The organism is Symbioplanes lichenis (assembly GCF_030709675.1).
Taxonomy (GTDB): domain Bacteria; phylum Actinomycetota; class Actinomycetes; order Mycobacteriales; family Micromonosporaceae; genus Actinoplanes; species Actinoplanes lichenis.
Genome location: NZ_JAUZQD010000007.1, coordinates 182,006 through 198,585 on the forward strand (window position 1 = coordinate 182,006; position 16,580 = coordinate 198,585).

The 16,580-nt window shown below is 71.9% G+C and carries 15 protein-coding genes; 8 read left to right on the top strand and 7 right to left on the bottom strand.

From position 1 onward, the window contains the following. Nucleotides 1–14: 14 nt before the first annotated feature. The 3 genes from RAN62_RS18390 to RAN62_RS18400 are packed head-to-tail and all read left to right on the top strand — an operon-like array spanning nt 15 to nt 3,093. Entirely contained in the window at nt 15–632 is a 618-nt protein-coding gene (locus tag RAN62_RS18390) for a TetR/AcrR family transcriptional regulator (RefSeq protein ID WP_305785908.1), read from the top strand. Next, the gene (locus RAN62_RS18395; RefSeq protein WP_305785909.1) at nt 629–1,522 is read left to right on the top strand and encodes an ABC transporter ATP-binding protein; all 894 of its coding nucleotides are present in this window, start codon (nt 629–631) and stop codon (nt 1,520–1,522) included. Before RAN62_RS18390 ends, RAN62_RS18395 begins: the two co-directional genes overlap by 4 nt. Then, nucleotides 1,519–3,093 (top strand): ABC transporter permease, encoded by a 1,575-nt coding sequence (locus RAN62_RS18400; protein ID WP_305785910.1) that lies wholly within the window; start codon nt 1,519–1,521, stop codon nt 3,091–3,093. The genes RAN62_RS18395 and RAN62_RS18400 overlap by 4 nt, the downstream gene beginning before the upstream one ends. Before the next feature lie 7 nt (nt 3,094–3,100). Here the strand turns inward: RAN62_RS18400 and RAN62_RS18405 are convergent, their stop codons facing one another. Further along, nucleotides 3,101–3,916 carry an SGNH/GDSL hydrolase family protein gene (locus RAN62_RS18405; protein WP_305785911.1) on the bottom strand — a complete coding sequence of 272 codons (816 nt, stop codon included), beginning with the start codon at nt 3,914–3,916 and terminating at the stop codon, nt 3,101–3,103. Between the two features lie 109 nt (nt 3,917–4,025). Here RAN62_RS18405 and RAN62_RS18410 point away from each other — a divergent pair, with 109 nt between their 5' ends. Then, entirely contained in the window at nt 4,026–4,544 is a 519-nt protein-coding gene (locus RAN62_RS18410; protein ID WP_305785912.1) for a SigE family RNA polymerase sigma factor, read from the top strand. Beyond that, nucleotides 4,541–5,656 (top strand): hypothetical protein, encoded by a 1,116-nt coding sequence (locus tag RAN62_RS18415; protein WP_305785913.1) that lies wholly within the window; start codon nt 4,541–4,543, stop codon nt 5,654–5,656. Before RAN62_RS18410 ends, RAN62_RS18415 begins: the two co-directional genes overlap by 4 nt. Nucleotides 5,657–5,659: 3 nt before the next feature. Here RAN62_RS18415 and RAN62_RS18420 read toward each other — a convergent pair whose 3' ends face one another. From RAN62_RS18420 to RAN62_RS18445, 6 genes are all read right to left on the bottom strand, one after another. Further along, entirely contained in the window at nt 5,660–6,229 is a 570-nt protein-coding gene (locus RAN62_RS18420) for a LutC/YkgG family protein (RefSeq protein WP_305785914.1), read from the bottom strand. After that, nucleotides 6,226–7,641 (bottom strand): LutB/LldF family L-lactate oxidation iron-sulfur protein, encoded by a 1,416-nt coding sequence (locus tag RAN62_RS18425; RefSeq protein WP_305785915.1) that lies wholly within the window; start codon nt 7,639–7,641, stop codon nt 6,226–6,228. Before RAN62_RS18425 ends, RAN62_RS18420 begins: the two co-directional genes overlap by 4 nt. Beyond that, nucleotides 7,638–8,372: a (Fe-S)-binding protein gene (locus RAN62_RS18430; RefSeq protein ID WP_305785916.1), complete on the bottom strand. Its 735-nt coding sequence runs from the start codon at nt 8,370–8,372 to the stop codon at nt 7,638–7,640. The genes RAN62_RS18425 and RAN62_RS18430 overlap by 4 nt, the downstream gene beginning before the upstream one ends. A gap of 1 nt (nt 8,373) precedes the next feature. Continuing rightward, the gene (locus RAN62_RS18435) at nt 8,374–9,732 is read right to left on the bottom strand and encodes a rhamnulokinase (RefSeq protein WP_305785917.1); all 1,359 of its coding nucleotides are present in this window, start codon (nt 9,730–9,732) and stop codon (nt 8,374–8,376) included. Beyond that, nucleotides 9,729–11,759, bottom strand: coding sequence for a bifunctional aldolase/short-chain dehydrogenase (locus RAN62_RS18440; protein WP_305785918.1), 2,031 nt, complete (start codon nt 11,757–11,759; stop codon nt 9,729–9,731). Before RAN62_RS18440 ends, RAN62_RS18435 begins: the two co-directional genes overlap by 4 nt. A 97-nt stretch (nt 11,760–11,856) precedes the next feature. Beyond that, a complete protein-coding gene (locus RAN62_RS18445) occupies nt 11,857–12,876 on the bottom strand; it encodes a LacI family DNA-binding transcriptional regulator (protein WP_305785919.1) in 1,020 nt (339 codons plus the stop codon). Between the two features lie 175 nt (nt 12,877–13,051). Here RAN62_RS18445 and RAN62_RS18450 point away from each other — a divergent pair, with 175 nt between their 5' ends. The 3 genes from RAN62_RS18450 to RAN62_RS18460 are packed head-to-tail and all read left to right on the top strand — an operon-like array spanning nt 13,052 to nt 16,576. Beyond that, on the top strand, nt 13,052–14,545 hold the full coding sequence (locus tag RAN62_RS18450; protein ID WP_305785920.1) for a sugar ABC transporter ATP-binding protein: 1,494 nt from the start codon (nt 13,052–13,054) through the stop codon (nt 14,543–14,545). Further along, nucleotides 14,545–15,567, top strand: a complete 1,023-nt coding sequence (locus RAN62_RS18455) for an ABC transporter permease (protein ID WP_305785921.1) — start codon at nt 14,545–14,547, stop codon at nt 15,565–15,567. The genes RAN62_RS18450 and RAN62_RS18455 overlap by 1 nt, the downstream gene beginning before the upstream one ends. After that, entirely contained in the window at nt 15,560–16,576 is a 1,017-nt protein-coding gene (locus tag RAN62_RS18460) for an ABC transporter permease (protein ID WP_305785922.1), read from the top strand. Before RAN62_RS18455 ends, RAN62_RS18460 begins: the two co-directional genes overlap by 8 nt. Nucleotides 16,577–16,580: the final 4 nt, after the last annotated feature.

The following is a 16,580-nucleotide window of genomic DNA, read 5'->3' on the forward strand; positions in this document are numbered from 1 at the left end:
AGTAGGCTGCACACGTGAGTAGTCAGTCGGATCTGACCGCACGCGCCCGCATCCGGGACGCCGCCATCACGCTCATCGCCGAGCGGGGGGCTCAAGCCACCACCATCCGCGACATCGCCGACGCCGCCGGGGTCTCCTCCGGGCTGCTGCGGCACCACTTCGGCTCCAAGGAAGGACTGCGCGACGCCTGCGACGAGTGGGTGCAGGCCGAGCTGACGCGCATCCGCAGCAACGCCCTGGCCAGCGCGCAGGACGTCTTCGCCGCGCTGCGGGCCGCGCCGCTGCGCCTGCAGAGCTATGTGCTGCGCTCCACGATGGACGGCAGCCCGGCCGGCGAGCGGATGTTCGACGCCATGGTCCAGCAGGGCGAGGACTGGATCGCCACGACGGACGTCAAGACCGACGACCCGCGCGCCTACGCGGCCGTCCTCACCGCGCTGAAGATGGGCATGTTCATCCTGCGCGACCAGATTTCCCGGGCGATCGGCCAGGACATCACCGAGCCGCCCGGGCAGGCGCGGATGCTGCGCGCCTCGGTCGAGATCTTCAGCCGGCCCCTGGTCGGCCCCGAGCTGGCCGAGCAGATGCTCGCCGCGCTGGAGCGGTACGGCGCCGAGGAGGCGGAGAGATGAGTGCTGTCGAGGTCACCGGTCTGGTCAAGAGCTTCGGGCGCACGAAAGCGCTCGACGGGCTCGATCTGCGGGTCGAGACCGGCGAGGTGCACGGCTTCCTGGGTCCCAACGGCGCCGGGAAGACCACGACCATCCGGATCCTGCTCGGGCTGATGCGCTCGGACGGCGGGTCGGCGCGGCTGCTGGGCGGCGACCCGTGGGCCGGGGCGACCACGTTGCACCGGCGGCTGGCGTACGTGCCGGGGGATGTCACCCTGTGGCCCAACCTCAGCGGCGGCGAGGTCATCGACCTGCTCGGCCGGCTGCGCGGCGGGGTCGACCGGCGGCGCCGCGACGAGCTGCTGGAGCGTTTCGATCTCGATCCGCGCAAGAAGGCGCGCACCTATTCCAAGGGCAACCGGCAGAAGGTCGCGCTGGTGGCGGCACTTTCCGCCGACGTCGAGCTGCTCGTGCTCGACGAGCCGACCTCGGGGCTGGACCCGCTGATGGAGGAGGTCTTCCGCGAGGTCGTGCGGGAGGAACGGCAGACCGGCGACCGTACGGTGCTGTTGTCCAGCCACATCCTCAGCGAGGTGGAGGCGCTGTGCGACCGGGTCACCATCGTGCGCGCCGGCCGTACGGTCGAGACCGGCACCCTGGCCGGCCTGCGGCACCTGACCCGGACCACCATCACGGCCGAGCTGGCCGGCCCGGTCGACGGCCTGGCCACGCTGCCCGGCGTGCACGGCCTGCGCACCGACGACCGCCGCGTCATCTTCGACGTGGACTCCGACGCCCTCGACCCGGCGCTGCGCAAGCTCGTCGGCATCGGCGTCCGCAGCCTCACCAGCCGGCCGCCCACGCTCGAGGAGCTGTTCCTGCGCCAATACCGGAAGGAGCCGACCGCATGACCGGGACCTGGCAGCTGCTCCGGCTCGTGCTCCGCCGCGACCGGGTGCTGCTGCCGCTGTGGGCAGTCATCCTCGGCCTCCTCCCGGCGCTCTATGTGAGCTCGTTCCGGGAGCTCTTTCCCACCACCAAAGACCTCCAGGTGTACGCCGACCTGAGCCGGGCGAACGCCGGGTTCGTCGGACTCTACGGGCCCCTCGACGGCGCGAGCCTCGGCGAGATTGTCGCGTGGCGCAGTGGTTTCCTGCCCGTCGTCGTGGGCCTGTTCAGCCTGCTGACCGTCATCCGCCACACCCGCGCGAACGAGGAGGCCGGGCGCACCGATCTGCTCGGCGCCGGGGTCACCGGGCGGCACGCCGGTCTGGCCGCCGCCCTCGCCGCCACACTCGGCGCGAACGCTCTTCTCGCCCTGGTCATCGCGTCGACGCTGCTCGCGCAGGGGATGCCGGCCCCCGGATCGGTGCTGCTCGCCCTCCAGTACGCGCTGGCGGGCGCCGTCTTCGCCGGAGTGGGAGCGGTCGCGGCGCAGGCGGGGCAGACCGCCCGGACGGCACGGTTCCTGGCCGTCGGGGGACTCGCCACCGCGTACGTGCTGCGCCTCGCCGGAGACGTGAGCGCCCTCGGGAACAGCTCCCTCGCGTGGCTGTCGTGGCTCTCGCCCGTCGGGTGGCTGCACCGCACCTTCCCGTACGGGCAAAACGCCTGGTGGCCCGCCCTGCTGGCGCTCGCGCTGACCGCCGTGCTGCTCGCCGCGGCCGCGGTCCTGCAAGCCCGCCGGGACGTGGGCGCCGGGCTCCTCGCCCCGCGGCTGGGTCCGGCCACCGCGGCGCCGTCGCTGCGGGGCCCGCTGGGTCTGGCCTGGCGGCTGCACCGGGGTGTCCTGGCCGGCTGGGTGCTCGGCTTCGCGCTGCTCGGGCTGGTCTTCGGCGGGGTCGCGCAGAGCGTCGCCGCCCTGACCACGGACAACGCCGGGCTCGCGCGCGTCTTCGAGCGGATGGGCGGCGCGTCGGCGATCAGCGACAGCTTCCTCGCGTCGGTGCTGGGGCTGATGGGGATCTTCGCGGCGGCGTTCGCGGTGCAGGCCGCCCTGCGGGCCCGCGACGAGGAGGAGACGGGCCACGCCGAGCTGGTGCTCGCCACGCGGACCGGGCGCCTGCGCTGGCTGGGCAGCCATGTGCTGTTCGCCGGGGCGGGACCGGCCGCCGCGCTGCTCGCCGGGGGCCTGACCTGTGGCCTGATGGCCGGGGACGCCGGGGGAGTGCTCGCGGGGGCCGCGGTGCAGGTGCCGGCCGCTGCCACGCTGGGCGCGGTGGCCGTACTGATGATCGGTGCCCTGCCCCGGCAGGCGCCGGCGGCGTGGGGTGTGGTCGCGGCCTGCTTCCTGCTGATGCTGGCCGGCGCGGTGCTGGGGCTGGACCAGTGGGTGCTGGACCTGTCGCCCTTCACGCACACGCCGCACCTGCCCGGCGGCGAGGCGCGAGCCACCCCGCTGGTGGCGCTCTCCCTGGTCGCCGTCCTCCTCGCCACGGCGGGCGTCGCGGCCTTCCGGCGCCGCGACGTGCCCGCCGGGTGAGGCCCGCTCAGCGGATGCCGCGCTCCAGCTCCAGCATGAAGGCGAAGGCGCGGTGCCCGGTGTTCGTGGGGTGGAAGATCTCCGAGACGTGGCTGGGGTCGACGCCGTTGATCCACGAGTCGGGGCCGCAGGCCTCGTGACCCTCGAACGGGAGGCGCATCTCCACGAAGTTCACGCCCGTACGGTCGACCGCGTCCTTGATGCCGGCGACGAGGTGGTCGTTGGCGTGCAGCATCTGCTGGCGCCGGAAGTCATTGAGCGTGACGGCGCCGCAGCTGCCCGTCCCCTGCGCGACGAGCCGGGGGTAGCCGAGCACGTAGATCTGCGCCTTCGGGGCCCGCTGCCGCACGTCGGTGTAGAGGGCGGTCAGGTCCTCGGTCAGCTTCGTCCGCGCGTAGTACGCCCCGAGGTTCGTCGCGTCCTGGCACGCCTGGTCGGTGCCGAGCAGGCAGTTGTTCGCCATCGACTCGAAGCCGACGTCGTTGCCGCCGACGGTGATCGTGACCAGCGTGGTCTTGCCGCTGAGGGCGCCCAGCTGGTTGGCGCGCACGTCGGCGACCGTCGCGCCGCTGCAGGTCACGTCCTGCAGAGTGAGCGTCGGGTGGTTCTTGGCGAACGTACGCGGGTAGCTGTTCGGGCTCCGCTTGCAGGCGCCGCTCTCGGGCAGGTAGGGCGTCGTCAGGTCGCCGACCCCGGAGGCGTACGAGTCGCCGATCGCGACATAGTCGCCCGGGGCGACCGCCGCGCTCGCCGGGGCCGCGGCCGCGAACGACGCCGCGAGGGCCACGACGGCAGAGACCAGGAACGATGAAGTTTTTCTCACGCGAGGATCATGGCGGTATCGCCCCGATCGTTCCAGTTCCACAAGGGAACGTGCCCGAATTTCCGGCGATGGGGCACAACCTTTCCGCCTTGGATCGCGTCGGTGGTTCGTGACAAGTGATGGTAGGCACCAAGAGTTCCTTGCCTACGTACGCGGGCGGGCGGCATCGCTGAGACGGTCGGCGTACCTGTTGTGCGGGGACACGCACCAGGCCGACGACCTGGTGCAGGAGACCCTGACCACCGTCTACTCGCGGTGGCGGCAGGTCTCGCAGGCGGACAACGTCGACGCGTACGTGCAGCGGATCCTCGTCCGCACGTTCATCAACGAGCGGCGGCGGGGCTGGTGGAAGGTCCGGCTGTTCGGCGCGGCCCCGATCGACCCGCCCGCGCCCGGCGCCGGCGTCGAGGACCGGGAGGTCCTGCGCGCGGCGCTGTCCCGGCTCGCCCCGGGTCAGCAGGCCGTGCTGGTGCTGCGCTACCTGTGCGATTTGAGCGTCGCGGACGTCGCGCAGCAGCTCGGCTGCACCGAGGGCACGGTCAAGTCCCAGACCAGTCACGGCCTGACCGCGCTACGCAAGATCCTTGGCACCTCCACGCCGCACCTCACTTTGAAGGGAGCCCGATGAACGCCATGGACGACAGCGAGGCCAGGCAGCTCCTCGGCCCGCTGGCGGGCGAGCCCGGCGGCGCGCAGCGGCTGGACGTCGACGAGATCGTCCGCGTGGGCACCCGGCGCCGGCACGTCCGCGTCATCGGCAACAGTGTGCTGGCCGCGGTCGCGGCGGTGGCCCTGGCCAGCGGCGCCACGGTCGCGATCCGGAACGCCTCCCTGCCCCAGCCTGGTGACGTCTGGCCGAGCGCTTCGGCGCCCGCGGGTTTTGCCCTCCCCGACGCTCCGGCCGGCCCGAACTGCACGAGGTCGCGGCTGCCCGGACCGAGCGGTGCTGTCTCCGCCGTCGACCACACCGGCCGCTATGTGCTGGAGGGGAAGACCGGCAAGGCCGTCGTGTGGCGGGACGGCGAGAAGGTCGTGGAGGTGGCGGTGCCGGCCGACATCAACGCCCAGTACGCGATCAACGGCAGGGGCGAGTTCGTGGCGACGCTGAACAACGGCGTGTACGCGTACCTGGACGGGAAGTTGACCCGGCTCTGGACCGGCTCCGCCGCGGCGATCACGGACGACGGTGACATCGTGGGGCTCCAGGACGGCGCCGGGCCGGTTCTCTGGACCGACGGCGCCAAGACGACGCCGGGCCTGCCCGCGGACAGCGTCCCGGCGGCCCTCGACGACGACGGCACCATCGCCGGCATGACCGGGGCCTCCGACGAGCTGACGGTCTGGCTGCCCGGCGGCGACATCCGGGTGCTGCCGGTGCTGCCGGGCCCGGACGCGAGGTTCGTGGCGGGCCTCCGCAACGGCTGGGTCGTGGGCGTCGACGGGCGCGACGGGTTCCGCTACAACGTCACGACCGAGGAGTACGAGACCCTGCCCGCCCCGTTCTCCCGGCCGATCGCGGTGGCGGCCGACGGCGCCGTGCTCGCCGACCACTCGGAGACGTCCTCGTACTTCGTCCTGTCCGGCGGCACCGCCCGGGCGCTGGTGGTCGACACCGCGACCAGCGACTTCGCCCCGCTGAGCATCAGCGACGACGGCACGACCGTGATCGGCAACGAGTACGTCCGCGGCACCGACCGCCCGGTCGCCGAGACCCGGCCGGTCGCCTGGACGTGCGACTAGGCACTAGTCCAGCAGGACGACGTGCAGATTCCGGGGGCCGTGGACGCCCTCGACCCGGTTGAGCTCGATGTCGCTGGTCGCCGACGGCCCGCTGATCCACGTCAGCGGGCGCGTAGCGTCGAGCCGGGTCAGGGCGTCCGGCACCGATGCGACGACCTGATCCGTCCGCACGACGCAGATGTGCAGGTCGGGCAGCAGCGACAGCCGCCGGTGGCCCTGGTCGGGTGAGCCGTCCAGCACGATCGTGCCGGTCTCCGCGACGGCCACGGTGGCGGCGGTCAGGACGGCGTCGGCGGTGAACTCGTCCTCGGCCAGGGTGACGCCGGGCGGGAGCCACGAGCGGTCGATGCCCGGCGGGACGACGAGTCGTCCGGGCTGCAGACGGGCGGCGACAGCCGCGACATCCTGCTCGCGATGCACGACGGCCTTGTAGTCCACCAGCCGGTCGACGAGCATCTCCACATCGGGCTCCAGGCTGCCGGCCGACCGGTAGTCCCTCGGCACCGGCTCGGCGCTTGCTTGCTGGCCGAGGGCCGCACGGACCCGGCTCAGGATCAGATCTTTGCTGCTCATCGCTTGGCCCACCAGTCGCGGAAGGTCTCGGGCGGCGGCTCCGGCAGGTCCCGCGACGCCGTCCAGCCGTTCAAGGGCGGGGGCAGCTTCTTCGCGTGTTTCGACAGCTTCGCGGCATGCTGCGCGCGGGTGTAGAGCGCCGGGTGGTCCATCGTGTACGCGGCGGCCGCCATCGCCGCCTTCTCGGCGCGCGGATGCGGGACCTCGTTGCGCAGGTGCACGAGGATGGACGGGATGTCGATCTTCACGGGGCAGGCGTCGAAGCACGCCCCGCACAGCGACGACGCGTACGGGAGGGAGGCATTGTCCTCGACCCCGGTGAGCTGCGGCGACAGCACCGCCCCGATCGGCCCCGGATAGACGGACCCGTACGCGTGGCCGCCCGTCCGCTCGTACACCGGGCAGACGTTGAGACACGCCGAGCAGCGGATGCAGTGCAGCGCCTGCCGTCCCACCTCGTCGGCCAGCACCGCGGTCCGGCCGTTGTCGAGCAGCACGAGGTGGAACTCCTGCGGCCCGTCGCCGGGCGTGACCCCGGTCCACATAGAGGTGTACGGGTTCATCCGCTCGCCGGTCGACGCCCGCGGCAGCAGCTGCAGGAAGACTTCGAGGTCCTGCCAGGTCGGCACGAGCTTCTCGATGCCCATCACGGTGATGAGGGTTTCCGGCAGGGTGAGACACATCCGGCCGTTGCCCTCGGATTCGAGTACGGCCAGCGTGCCGGTCTCCGCCACGGCGAAGTTCGCGCCCGAGACGGCCACCTTGGTGCTCAGGAACGTCTCGCGCAGGTAGCGCCGGGCCGCCGCGGCCAGCGTGGCCGGGTCGTCGGTGAGCGCCGGGTCGACGCCGGGCATCTCGCGCAGGAAGATCTCCCGGATCTCGGCGCGGTTGCGGTGGATCGCGGGCACCAGGATGTGGCTCGGCTTGTCGTGGCCCAGCTGCACGATCAGCTCGGCGAGGTCGGTCTCGACGGCCGCGATGCCCGCCTCCTCCAGAGCCTCGTTGAGCCCGATCTCCTGGGTCGCCATCGACTTGACCTTGATGACCCGCTCCTGGCCGGTCGCCCGGACCAGGCCGGTGACGATCCGGTTCGCCTCGGCGGCGTCGGCGGCCCAGTGCACCACCCCGCCCGCCGCGGTGACCTTCTCCTCCAGCTGCTCGAGCAGCTCGGGCAGCCGGGCCATCGTGGCGGCCTTGAGCGCCGAGCCGGCTGCGCGCAGCTCCTGCCAGTCGGGCAGCTCGCTGATGACGGCGCCCGACTTGCGGCGGATCGTGCCCGTGGCGTGCCCGAGATTGCGGCGCAGCTGACTGTTCGCGAGGGCCTTGCGCGCGGCCTTCGGGAACGGCTCGTCCCCGCGCAGGTTCCCCACCCCGGGCGGCGAGGTGGCCGGCATGCCGAGGAAGGTGCTCATGATTCCTCCGTCGCGGCCAGGATCTCGGCCAGGTGCACCGTGCGTACCCCCGCGTCGAGCCGGTTCAGCCCGCCGCCGATGTGCATGAGACAGGACGCGTCGCCGGCCGTGCAGACCTCGGCTCCCGTGTCCTTGATGTGCTGCATCTTGTCGGCCAGCATCGCGGTCGACGTGTCCGCGTTCTTGAGCGCGAAGGTGCCCCCGAACCCGCAGCATTGCTCCGCCGCGGGCAGATCGACCAGGTCGATGCCCCGGACGTTGCGCAGCAGCCGCAGCGGCTTGTCGCCGACCCGGATCATCCGCAGCGAGTGACAGGTCGGGTGATAGGTGACCCGGTGCGGGTAGTACGCCCCGACGTCCTCGATCTTGAGCACGTCGACGAGCAGCTCGGAGAGCTCGTAGGTTCTCTCGCCGACCGCTTGCGCCGCTCGCTCGAGGCCGTGGTCCCCCGCACCCCGGGCGACCATGGCGTGCTGGTGCCGGATCGAGCCGACGCACGACCCCGAGGGCGCCACGATCACGTCGTGGTCCTCGAAGGTGCGTACGTGCCGCCGGACCAGCGGGAGCGCCGCCTTCTGATAGCCGGTGTTGACGTGCATCTGACCGCAACAGGTCTGCTCCGGCGGGAAGACCACCTCGTGGCCCAGCCGCTCGAGCAACTGGACCGTGGCCTTGGCGGCCGCCGGAAAGAGCGTGTCGGCCAGACAGGTGACGAACAGGGCGATCCGCACGTCAACCTCCCTGGGGCTCGTACCGCTTGATGGGCTGAGTCTGGCTGATGAGCCCGCGCAGCGCCCGCAGGTCGCCACTGATCACACCCGCCGCCCGCGCCTGCACCAGCACATTGCCGATCGCCGTGGCCTCGACCGGGCCGGCCAGCACGGGCAGCCCGCACGCATCCGCGGTCAGCTGGCACAGCAGCTCGTTGCGCGCGCCGCCGCCGACGATGTGCACCGCGTCGACGTGCGTGCCGGACAGCTCCTGCGCCTGCTCGACCGCCCTTTTGTGCGCCAGGGCGAGACTGTCCACGATGCACCGGACAAGCCCGGCTCGCGAAAGTTGCCGCCCGATTCGTCCCGTGAGCCGCCCCTCCATCCCCCCGGGGGGAAGATAGACCGGATCGTCGAGGTCGACCACCGGGCCTGTGGACAACCGCGCCGCCTCGGCGAGCAGCGCGCCGATGTCGGGGTTGCCCCACTCGCGCAGACACTCCTGCAGCGGCCACAGCCCCATCACGTTGCGCAGATAGCGGACCTTGCCGTCGACGCCGCCCTCGTTGGTGAAGTTGGCGATCCGGGACGCCTCGGTGAGCACGGGCGCGTCCAGCTCGACGCCGACCAGCGACCACGTGCCGCACGAGATGTAGGCGAACCGATCACTGGCAGCCGGCACGCCCACGACGGCGGAGGCGGTGTCGTGCGAGCCGACCGCGATGACGTCCGGGGTTCCCACGCCGATGCTGGGCAGGACCGGGCCGATGCGGTCGCCGGGCGCGCGCAGCGGCGGGAGCAGCGCCGGATTTATGCCGACTCGGTGCGCCAGATCGGTGGCCCACTCGCCCGTGCGCACGTCGAGCAGCTGCGTTGTGGACGCGTTGGTGAACTCGGCGCCGGCCACCCCGGTCAGCCAATAGGCGAGCAGGTCGGGGATCAGGAGGAGCTGGCGGGCCGCCGCGAGCTGAGGTGTGCCCGCGGCGGCCACGAGCTGATAGATCGTGTTGAAAGGCAGCTTCTGCAGGCCGGTCCGGGCGTACAAGTCCGGCACGACGGAGGAAACTTTGGCGGCCACACCGTCGGTGCGGGCGTCGCGGTAGTGGATCGGGTTGCCGAGCAGGGCGCCGCTCTCGTCCAGCAACCCGTAGTCCACGGCCCACGAGTCGATGCCGATCGCGTCGACCGGTCCCGCCCGGCGCAGCCCCTCGAGGACCCCGCGATAGAGGGCGAGGATGTCCCAGTGCAGGGTGCCGCCGACGCGTACCGGCTCGTTGGCGAAGCGGTGCGCCTCGGTCAGCGTCAGCTCGCCGGGCCCCGCGCGGCCGACCATGACGCGCCCGCTGGACGCGCCGAGGTCGACCGCGGCGAAAGCAGTCACCGGAGGAACGCGGCCGCGACGCCCGCGTCCACGGGGATGTGCAGGCCGGTGGTGTGGGACAGCTCGCCGCCGGTGAGGACGAAGACCGCGTTCGCCACGTGCTCCGGCAGGACCTCACGCTTGAGGAGCGTGCGCTGCGCGTAGTACTCGCCCAGCTTCTCCTCCGGGACCCCGTAGACGGCGGCCCGCTTCGCGCCCCAGCCGCCCGCGAAGATGCCTGAGCCCCGCACGACGCCGTCGGGGTTGATGCCATTGACGCGTACGCCGTGGGCGCCGAGCTCCGCCGCCAGCAGGCGCACCTGGTGGGCCTGGTCGGCCTTCGCGGCGCTGTAGGCGACGTTGTTGGGGCCGGCGAACAAGGAGTTCTTGCTGGAGATGTAGACGATGTCGCCGCCCAGGCCCTGCTTGACGAGGACGGCCGCGGCTGCCTTCGACACGAGGAAGGAGCCCTTGGCCATGACGTCGTGCTGCAGGTCCCAGTCGGCCTCGGTGGTCTCCAGCAGCGGCTTGGAGAGGGACAGGCCGGCGTTGTTGACGATCAGGTCCACGCCGCCGAAGGCGAGCACGGCGTCCTTGACCGCGGCCACGACGGCGGCCTCGCTGGTGACGTCGGCGCGGACGGCGACGGCGACGTCCGGGCCGCCGATCTCCTGGGCGACGGCGGTCGCGGAGTCGAGGTCCCGGTCGGCGACCACCACGCAGGCGCCCTCGGCGGCGAGCCGGAGCGCGATGGCCTTGCCGATGCCCGAGCCGCCGCCGGTGACCAGAGCGATGCGGGTGGCGAGGGGCTTCGGCTTCGGCATGCGCTGCAGCTTCGCCTCCTCCAGGGCCCAGTACTCGATGCGGAACTTCTCCGCCTCGTCGATGGGGGAGTAGGTCGAGACGGCCTCGGCGCCGTGCATGACGTTGATGGCGTTGACGTAGAACTCGCCGGCGACCCGGGCGGTCTGCTTGTTGGCGCCGAAGCTGAACATGCCCACGCCGGGGACCAGCACGATGGCCGGGTCGGCGCCGCGGATGGCCGGGCTGTCGGGGGTCGCGTTCCGCTCGTAGTAGCCGCGGTAGTCGTCGCGGTAGGCGGCGTGCAGCTCCTTCAGCCGGGCCTCGACCTCCTCCAGCGGCGCGTCGGGCGCGGTGTCGACGACGAGCGGCTTCACCTTCGTCCGCAGGAAGTGGTCGGGACACGACGTACCCAGCGCCGCGAGCTCGGGCATCCGGGCCCGGCCGACGAAGTCGAGCACCGTGTCGGTGTCGGTGTAGTGGCCGACCTGGGGCCGGTCGGTCGACGCCAGCCCGCGGAGGACCGGGAAGAGCGCCGCGGCCCGCTCCCGGCGCTCGGCGGCGGCCAGGGGCTCGTGGACCAGCGGGCCGAAGGGCTCGGGACGGCCGTGCTCCTTCAGGTACGCCGCCGCGGTGTTGATGATCTCCAGCGAGCGCGCCTCGCACTCCTCGCTGGTCGCGCCCCAGGCGGTGATGCCGTGTCCCCCCAGGATCACGCCGATGGCCTGCGGGTTGGCGCGCTGCACGGCGGCGATGTCGAGGCCGAGCTGGAAGCCGGGCCGGCGCCACGGCACCCACAGCACCTTGTCGCCGAAGATCTCCTTGGTCAGCGCGGGGCCGTCGGCGGCGGTCGCGAGGGCGATGCCGGCGTCGGGGTGCAGGTGATCGACGTGCGGCGCCTCGACCAGCCCGTGCATGGCGGTGTCGATGCTCGGTGCGGCGCCGCCCCGGCCGTGCAGGCAGTAGTCGAACGCGGCGACCATCTCGTCCTCGCGCTCGACGCCCGGGTAGACGCCGGTCAGCGCACGCAGCCGGTCGAGCCGGAGCACCGCGAGCCCGGCCTCCTTGAGAGTGCCCAGGTCGCCGCCCGAGCCCTTGACCCAGACCAGCTCGGTGGGCGCGCCGGTGACGGGGTCGGTCTCCGTGCCCTTGGCCGACGTGTTGCCGCCGGCGTAGTTCGTGGTGCGGGGGTCGGCGCCGAGGCGGTTGCTGCGGCCGAGGAGATCGCTGACTACGGGGTTCGCCATGACCATCCCTAAAGAGGAGCCGTGAAACGTTTCATAGATTGCAGGCAGGTTACGGCGGTCGTCATGCCCCGGTCAATAGCCCGACGGAGAAAGCGCCTCAGTGGCTGCGGGTGGAGGCGCGCGCCACCAGCTCGGGCGTGAAGGTCAGCTGCCGGTGCCGGTGGGTCGCCGCGGCGGCCTCCTCCAGCACCAGCTGCGCGGCGGCCTTGCCCAGCTCCTGCCGCGGCTGGCGCACCGAGGTCAGCGGCACGGCGGCCGCCGCGGCGAACTCGATGTCGTCGAAGCCCACGATCGCCAGGTCGTCCGGGATCCGCAGGCCGGCCCCGATCGCCTGCTGCAGCAGCCCGAGCGCGAGCAGGTCGTTGGCGCAGAACGCCGCCGTCGGCCGCCGCCGGGCCGGGATGCCCGCCAGGCGCTCACCCGCCGAGCGGCCCTCGGCCACGGTCATCGCGGCGGTGGGCATGAACGTCAGGTCCTCCGGCGGCAGGCCCTGCTCGGCCCAGAACTGCCGGGCGCCCTCGAGCCGCTCGCGCATCTGGCCCAGCGACTCCGGCCCGCCGATCACGGCGACCCGCTCGTGCCCCTGCTCGACCAGGTGCTCCACGGCGATCCGGCCGCCGAGGACGTCGTCCACCGCGACCGAGCAGAACTCGCCCGGCGCGACCCGGTCGACCAGCACGATCGGGATGCCGCGCCGGGCCACGTCGGCCAGGTGCGCCGACTCCGGGTCGACCGGGGTGATGAGCACGCCCTGGACCCGTTGCTGCATGAGCCGGTCGAGGTGCAGCGCCTCGCGGTCGGCGCGGGCGTTGCTGTTGCAGATGAACAGGGCCAGGTCGGCGTCCTCGGCCGCGAGCTCGATGCCCTGCGCGACGTCGTGGAAGAACGGGTTGCTGCCGTCGAGCATCACGTAGGCGAGCGTGCGGCTGGTGCCGGCGCGCAGCTGCCGGGCGGACTCGTTGCGGACGAAGCCCAGCTCGGCCATCGCCCGCTCGACCCGGTCGCGGGTGGCCGGGCTGACGACCTCGGGCCGGTTCATCACGTTGGAGACCGTCCCCAGGGAGACCCCGGCCGCGGCGGCGACGTCCTTGACCGACGGGCTTCTGCCGATGGCCACGCGGCCTCCCTCGCGGTTTTTGAAACGTTGAAGCGACATGGTACGGCACCGGATGCTCCAGCCCGGACCATGTTTCCACAAGGTTTCCATCTAATGCTTGACATGTGTGATCGGGGCCACCTACCTTCGTCACACGGCGCCTGAAACATTTCAAACACTCGATCCGGAGGTGGCCGTGAGCGCATTGCTCGAGGTCCGCGACGTGAGCAAATCGTTCGGGGCCGTGGCCGCTGTCCAGGGCGTCAGCTTCCCGCTGCACGCCGGTGAGGCCCATGCCCTCGTCGGCGAGAACGGCGCCGGCAAGTCGACCATCGTCAAGATGCTGGCCGGGGTGCACCGCCCCGACACCGGCACGCTCGTGGTCGACGGCACCCCGGCCGAGTTCACCGGCCCGGCCGACGCCAAGGCCGCCGGGATCGCCGTGATCTACCAGGAGCCCACGCTCTTCCCCGACCTCTCGGTCGCGGAGAACATCGCCATGGGCAACCAGCCGCTGACCAAGCTGCGCCAGATCGACCGCAAGGCGATGCGCGCCACCGCCGAGCGGCTCTTCGTCCGGCTCGGGGTGCGGATCGACCCGGACCGGCCGGCCCGCGGGCTGTCCATCGCGGACCAGCAGCTCGTCGAGATCGCCAAGGCGCTCTCCAGCCAGGCCCGCGTGCTCATCATGGACGAGCCCACGGCGGCGCTGAGCGGCGTGGAGGTCGACCGGCTCTTCGCGGTCACCCGGGCGCTGCGCGACGAGGGCGCCGCGATCATGTTCATCTCGCACCGGTTCGAGGAGATCACCGCGCTCTGCCAGCGCGTCACGATCATGCGCGACGGCAAGCACGTCTGCACCGAGCCGGTCGAGGATCTCAGCGTCGACGACATGATCCGGCGCATGGTCGGCCGCGACCTCAGCGCGCTCTACCCCAAGCAGGAGGCGGAGATCGGCGACGTCGTGCTCGAGGTCGAGGGTCTCGGCCGCGAGGGCGTCTTCCGCGACATCAGCTTCACGGTCCGGGCGGGCGAGATCGTCGCGCTGGCCGGGCTGGTCGGCGCCGGGCGCTCCGAGGTGATGCAGGCCGTCTTCGGGGTCGACAAGTACGACACCGGCACCGTCCGCTTCCTCGGCAAGAAGCTCAAGGGCGGCGACCCGCGCGCCGCCATGACCGCCGGCATGGGCCTGGTCCCCGAGGACCGGCGCCAGCAGGGCCTGGTCATGGAGCTCTCCATCGAGCGCAACGTCAACCTGCCCCGCTCCCGCGCGCTGTCCCGCCTCGGCCTGCTCTTCGGCGGCCGGGAGCGCAGCGAGGCGCAGGAGTGGACGAAGCAGCTGCAGACCAAGTTCGGCCGGCTGACCGACCCGGTGGGCACGCTCTCCGGCGGCAACCAGCAGAAGGTGGTGCTGGCCAAGTGGCTGGCGACCGGCCCCAAGCTGCTGATCGTCGACGAGCCCACCCGTGGCATCGACGTCGGCACCAAGGCGGAGGTGCACCGGCTGCTGTCGTCCCTGGCGGCTCGCGGGCTCGCCGTCGTCATGGTCTCCTCCGAGCTGCCCGAGGTGCTCGGCATGGCAGACCGCATCGTCGTGCTGCGCGAGGGGCACGTCGCCGCCGAGCTCACCCGGGCCGAGGCCACCGAGGAGACCGTCATGTACGCCGCCATGGGACAGGAAACGAAGTGATGGCCGCCATCGCCACCCCCTCGGCCTCGCCGGCCAGAAGAGCCTTCGGCGGGCTGGTGAAGACCCGCGAGCTGGGCATCGTCATCGCCCTGATCGCGCTGGTCGTCTACACCGCCGCGAACAACCCGCGCTTCCTGTCGGCGCAGAGCATCCGCGACATCCTGCTGAACACCGCGATCCTCGCGGTCATGGCGGCCGGGCAGGCGGTCGTGGTGATCACCCGCAACATCGACCTCTCGGTGGGCTCGGTGCTCGGCCTCAGCGCGTACGCGGTCGCCACGCTCCTGCAGGCCAACCCCGGCGTCCCGATGGTGGTCGCCCTGCTCATCGGGCTGGCCGTCGGCGCGGCGGCCGGAGCGCTCAACGGTGTGCTGGTCCGCTACGGCAAGGTCCCGGCGCTCGTGGTCACGCTCGGCACGATGTACATCTGGCGCGGGGTCGCGTACTCGTGGGCCGGGGGTGACCAGGTCACCGCGAGCGAGCTGCCGAAACACTTCCTCTCCTTCGCCAACGACTCGGTCCTCGGCATCCCGTGGCCGGTGCTCGTCGCGATCGTCGTCGTCCTCGGCGTCACCGTGGTGATGCGCAACTACCGCGCCGGCCGCGAGCTCTACGCGATGGGCTCGAGCCCGGACGCCGCGGAGCTCGCCGGCATCAAGGTGAGCCGCAACCTCATCGGCGCGTTCATCGTCAGCGGCGCCCTGGCCGGCCTCGCGGGCGTCCTCTTCGCCGCCCGCTTCGGCACGATCGACGCCTCGGCCGGCAACGGCTACGAGCTGAACGTCGTCGCCGCGGTGGTCGTCGGCGGCGTCGCGATCTCCGGCGGCAGCGGCACGGTCTGGGGTGCCGGCCTCGGGGCCCTGCTGCTGACGGTCATCGGCAGCGCCCTCACGGTGCTCTCCATCAACCAGTTCTGGCAGCAGGCCATCGTCGGCGCGCTGATCATCCTCGCGATCTGCGCCGACCGGGTGGTCGCCGTCCGCATCGCCCGTGCCCTGAGGAAGAGGGACTCGCATGTCTGACACCGCAGCCCCGAGGGGGATCCGCCGGGGCGAGCTCGGCAAGCTGGCGAGCTGGGACGGCATCATCATCGTCCTCACGGTGCTGGCCCTGGTGGTCGCGTCGCTGGCCGTGCCCAACTTCGGCACCAGCCGCAACTACACCTTCCTCGTGCTCGACCTGATGCCGATCCTGCTCATCGCCCTGCCGATGACGCTCATCATCGTCACCGGCGAGATCGACCTGTCGGTGGCGAGCACGCTCGGCTTCACCAGCGCGCTGATGGGCTGGTTCTGGAACAACGGCCTCAGCATCGAGATGATCATCCCGCTCTGCATCGTCATCGGCGCGGTGCTCGGCGCCTTCAACGGCTTCCTGGTCACCCGGCTCGGCCTGCCGTCGCTCGCCGTGACGATCGGCACGCTGGCCCTCTATCGCGGTCTCGCCCTGGTGGTCCTGGGCGACGGCGCGGTGGCCGACTTCCCCTTCGACTACACCGGGTGGGTCACCGGCACGATCGGCGGCGGCTCGATCCCGAACGTCCTGCTCCTGCTGATCCCGCTCGCGATCGTCTTCGGCATCGTCCTGCACGCGACCCCGGTCGGCCGCGCGCTCTACGCGATGGGCGCCAACGACAAGGCGGCCCACTTCGCCGGCATCCGGGTGGAACGGACCAAATTCTGGCTGTACGTGGCCAGCGGTGCCGTGGCCGGGCTGGTGGGTGTGCTCTGGACTCTGCGCTACTCGAGCGCCCGCGCCGACAACGGCTCGGGTCTCGAGCTGGCGGTCGTGGCGGCCGTGCTGCTCGGCGGCGTCTCGATCTTCGGCGGCAAGGGCAGCCTGCCGGGCGTACTCGCCGGGGTGGTCCTGCTGGCCGTCCTCCAGAACGCCCTGCGCCTGCAGGACGTCTCCGGTCAGGCCCTCAACATCGTCACCGGGGCGTTGCTCGTGCTCTCGGTGCTGCTGCCCAACATCGTCACCTCCCTCCGCACCACGTGGCACCGGCGGAGACTCCGCCAGGCCGCTGCCTGATCTT

Bases quoted from the DNA above. Each gene is read 5' to 3' on its own strand.
- RAN62_RS18440 (WP_305785918.1), bottom strand. From the start codon at position 11,759: ATGGCGAACCCCGTAGTCAGCGATCTCCTCGGCCGCAGCAACCGCCTC.
- RAN62_RS18425 (WP_305785915.1), bottom strand. From the start codon at position 7,641: ATGAGCACCTTCCTCGGCATGCCGGCCACCTCGCCGCCCGGGGTGGGG.
- RAN62_RS18460 (WP_305785922.1), top strand. From the start codon at position 15,560: ATGTCTGACACCGCAGCCCCGAGGGGGATCCGCCGGGGCGAGCTCGGC.
- RAN62_RS18455 (WP_305785921.1), top strand. From the start codon at position 14,545: ATGGCCGCCATCGCCACCCCCTCGGCCTCGCCGGCCAGAAGAGCCTTC.
- RAN62_RS18415 (WP_305785913.1), top strand. From the start codon at position 4,541: ATGAACGCCATGGACGACAGCGAGGCCAGGCAGCTCCTCGGCCCGCTG.
- RAN62_RS18395 (WP_305785909.1), top strand. From the start codon at position 629: ATGAGTGCTGTCGAGGTCACCGGTCTGGTCAAGAGCTTCGGGCGCACG.
- RAN62_RS18400 (WP_305785910.1), top strand. From the start codon at position 1,519: ATGACCGGGACCTGGCAGCTGCTCCGGCTCGTGCTCCGCCGCGACCGG.
- RAN62_RS18420 (WP_305785914.1), bottom strand. From the start codon at position 6,229: ATGAGCAGCAAAGATCTGATCCTGAGCCGGGTCCGTGCGGCCCTCGGC.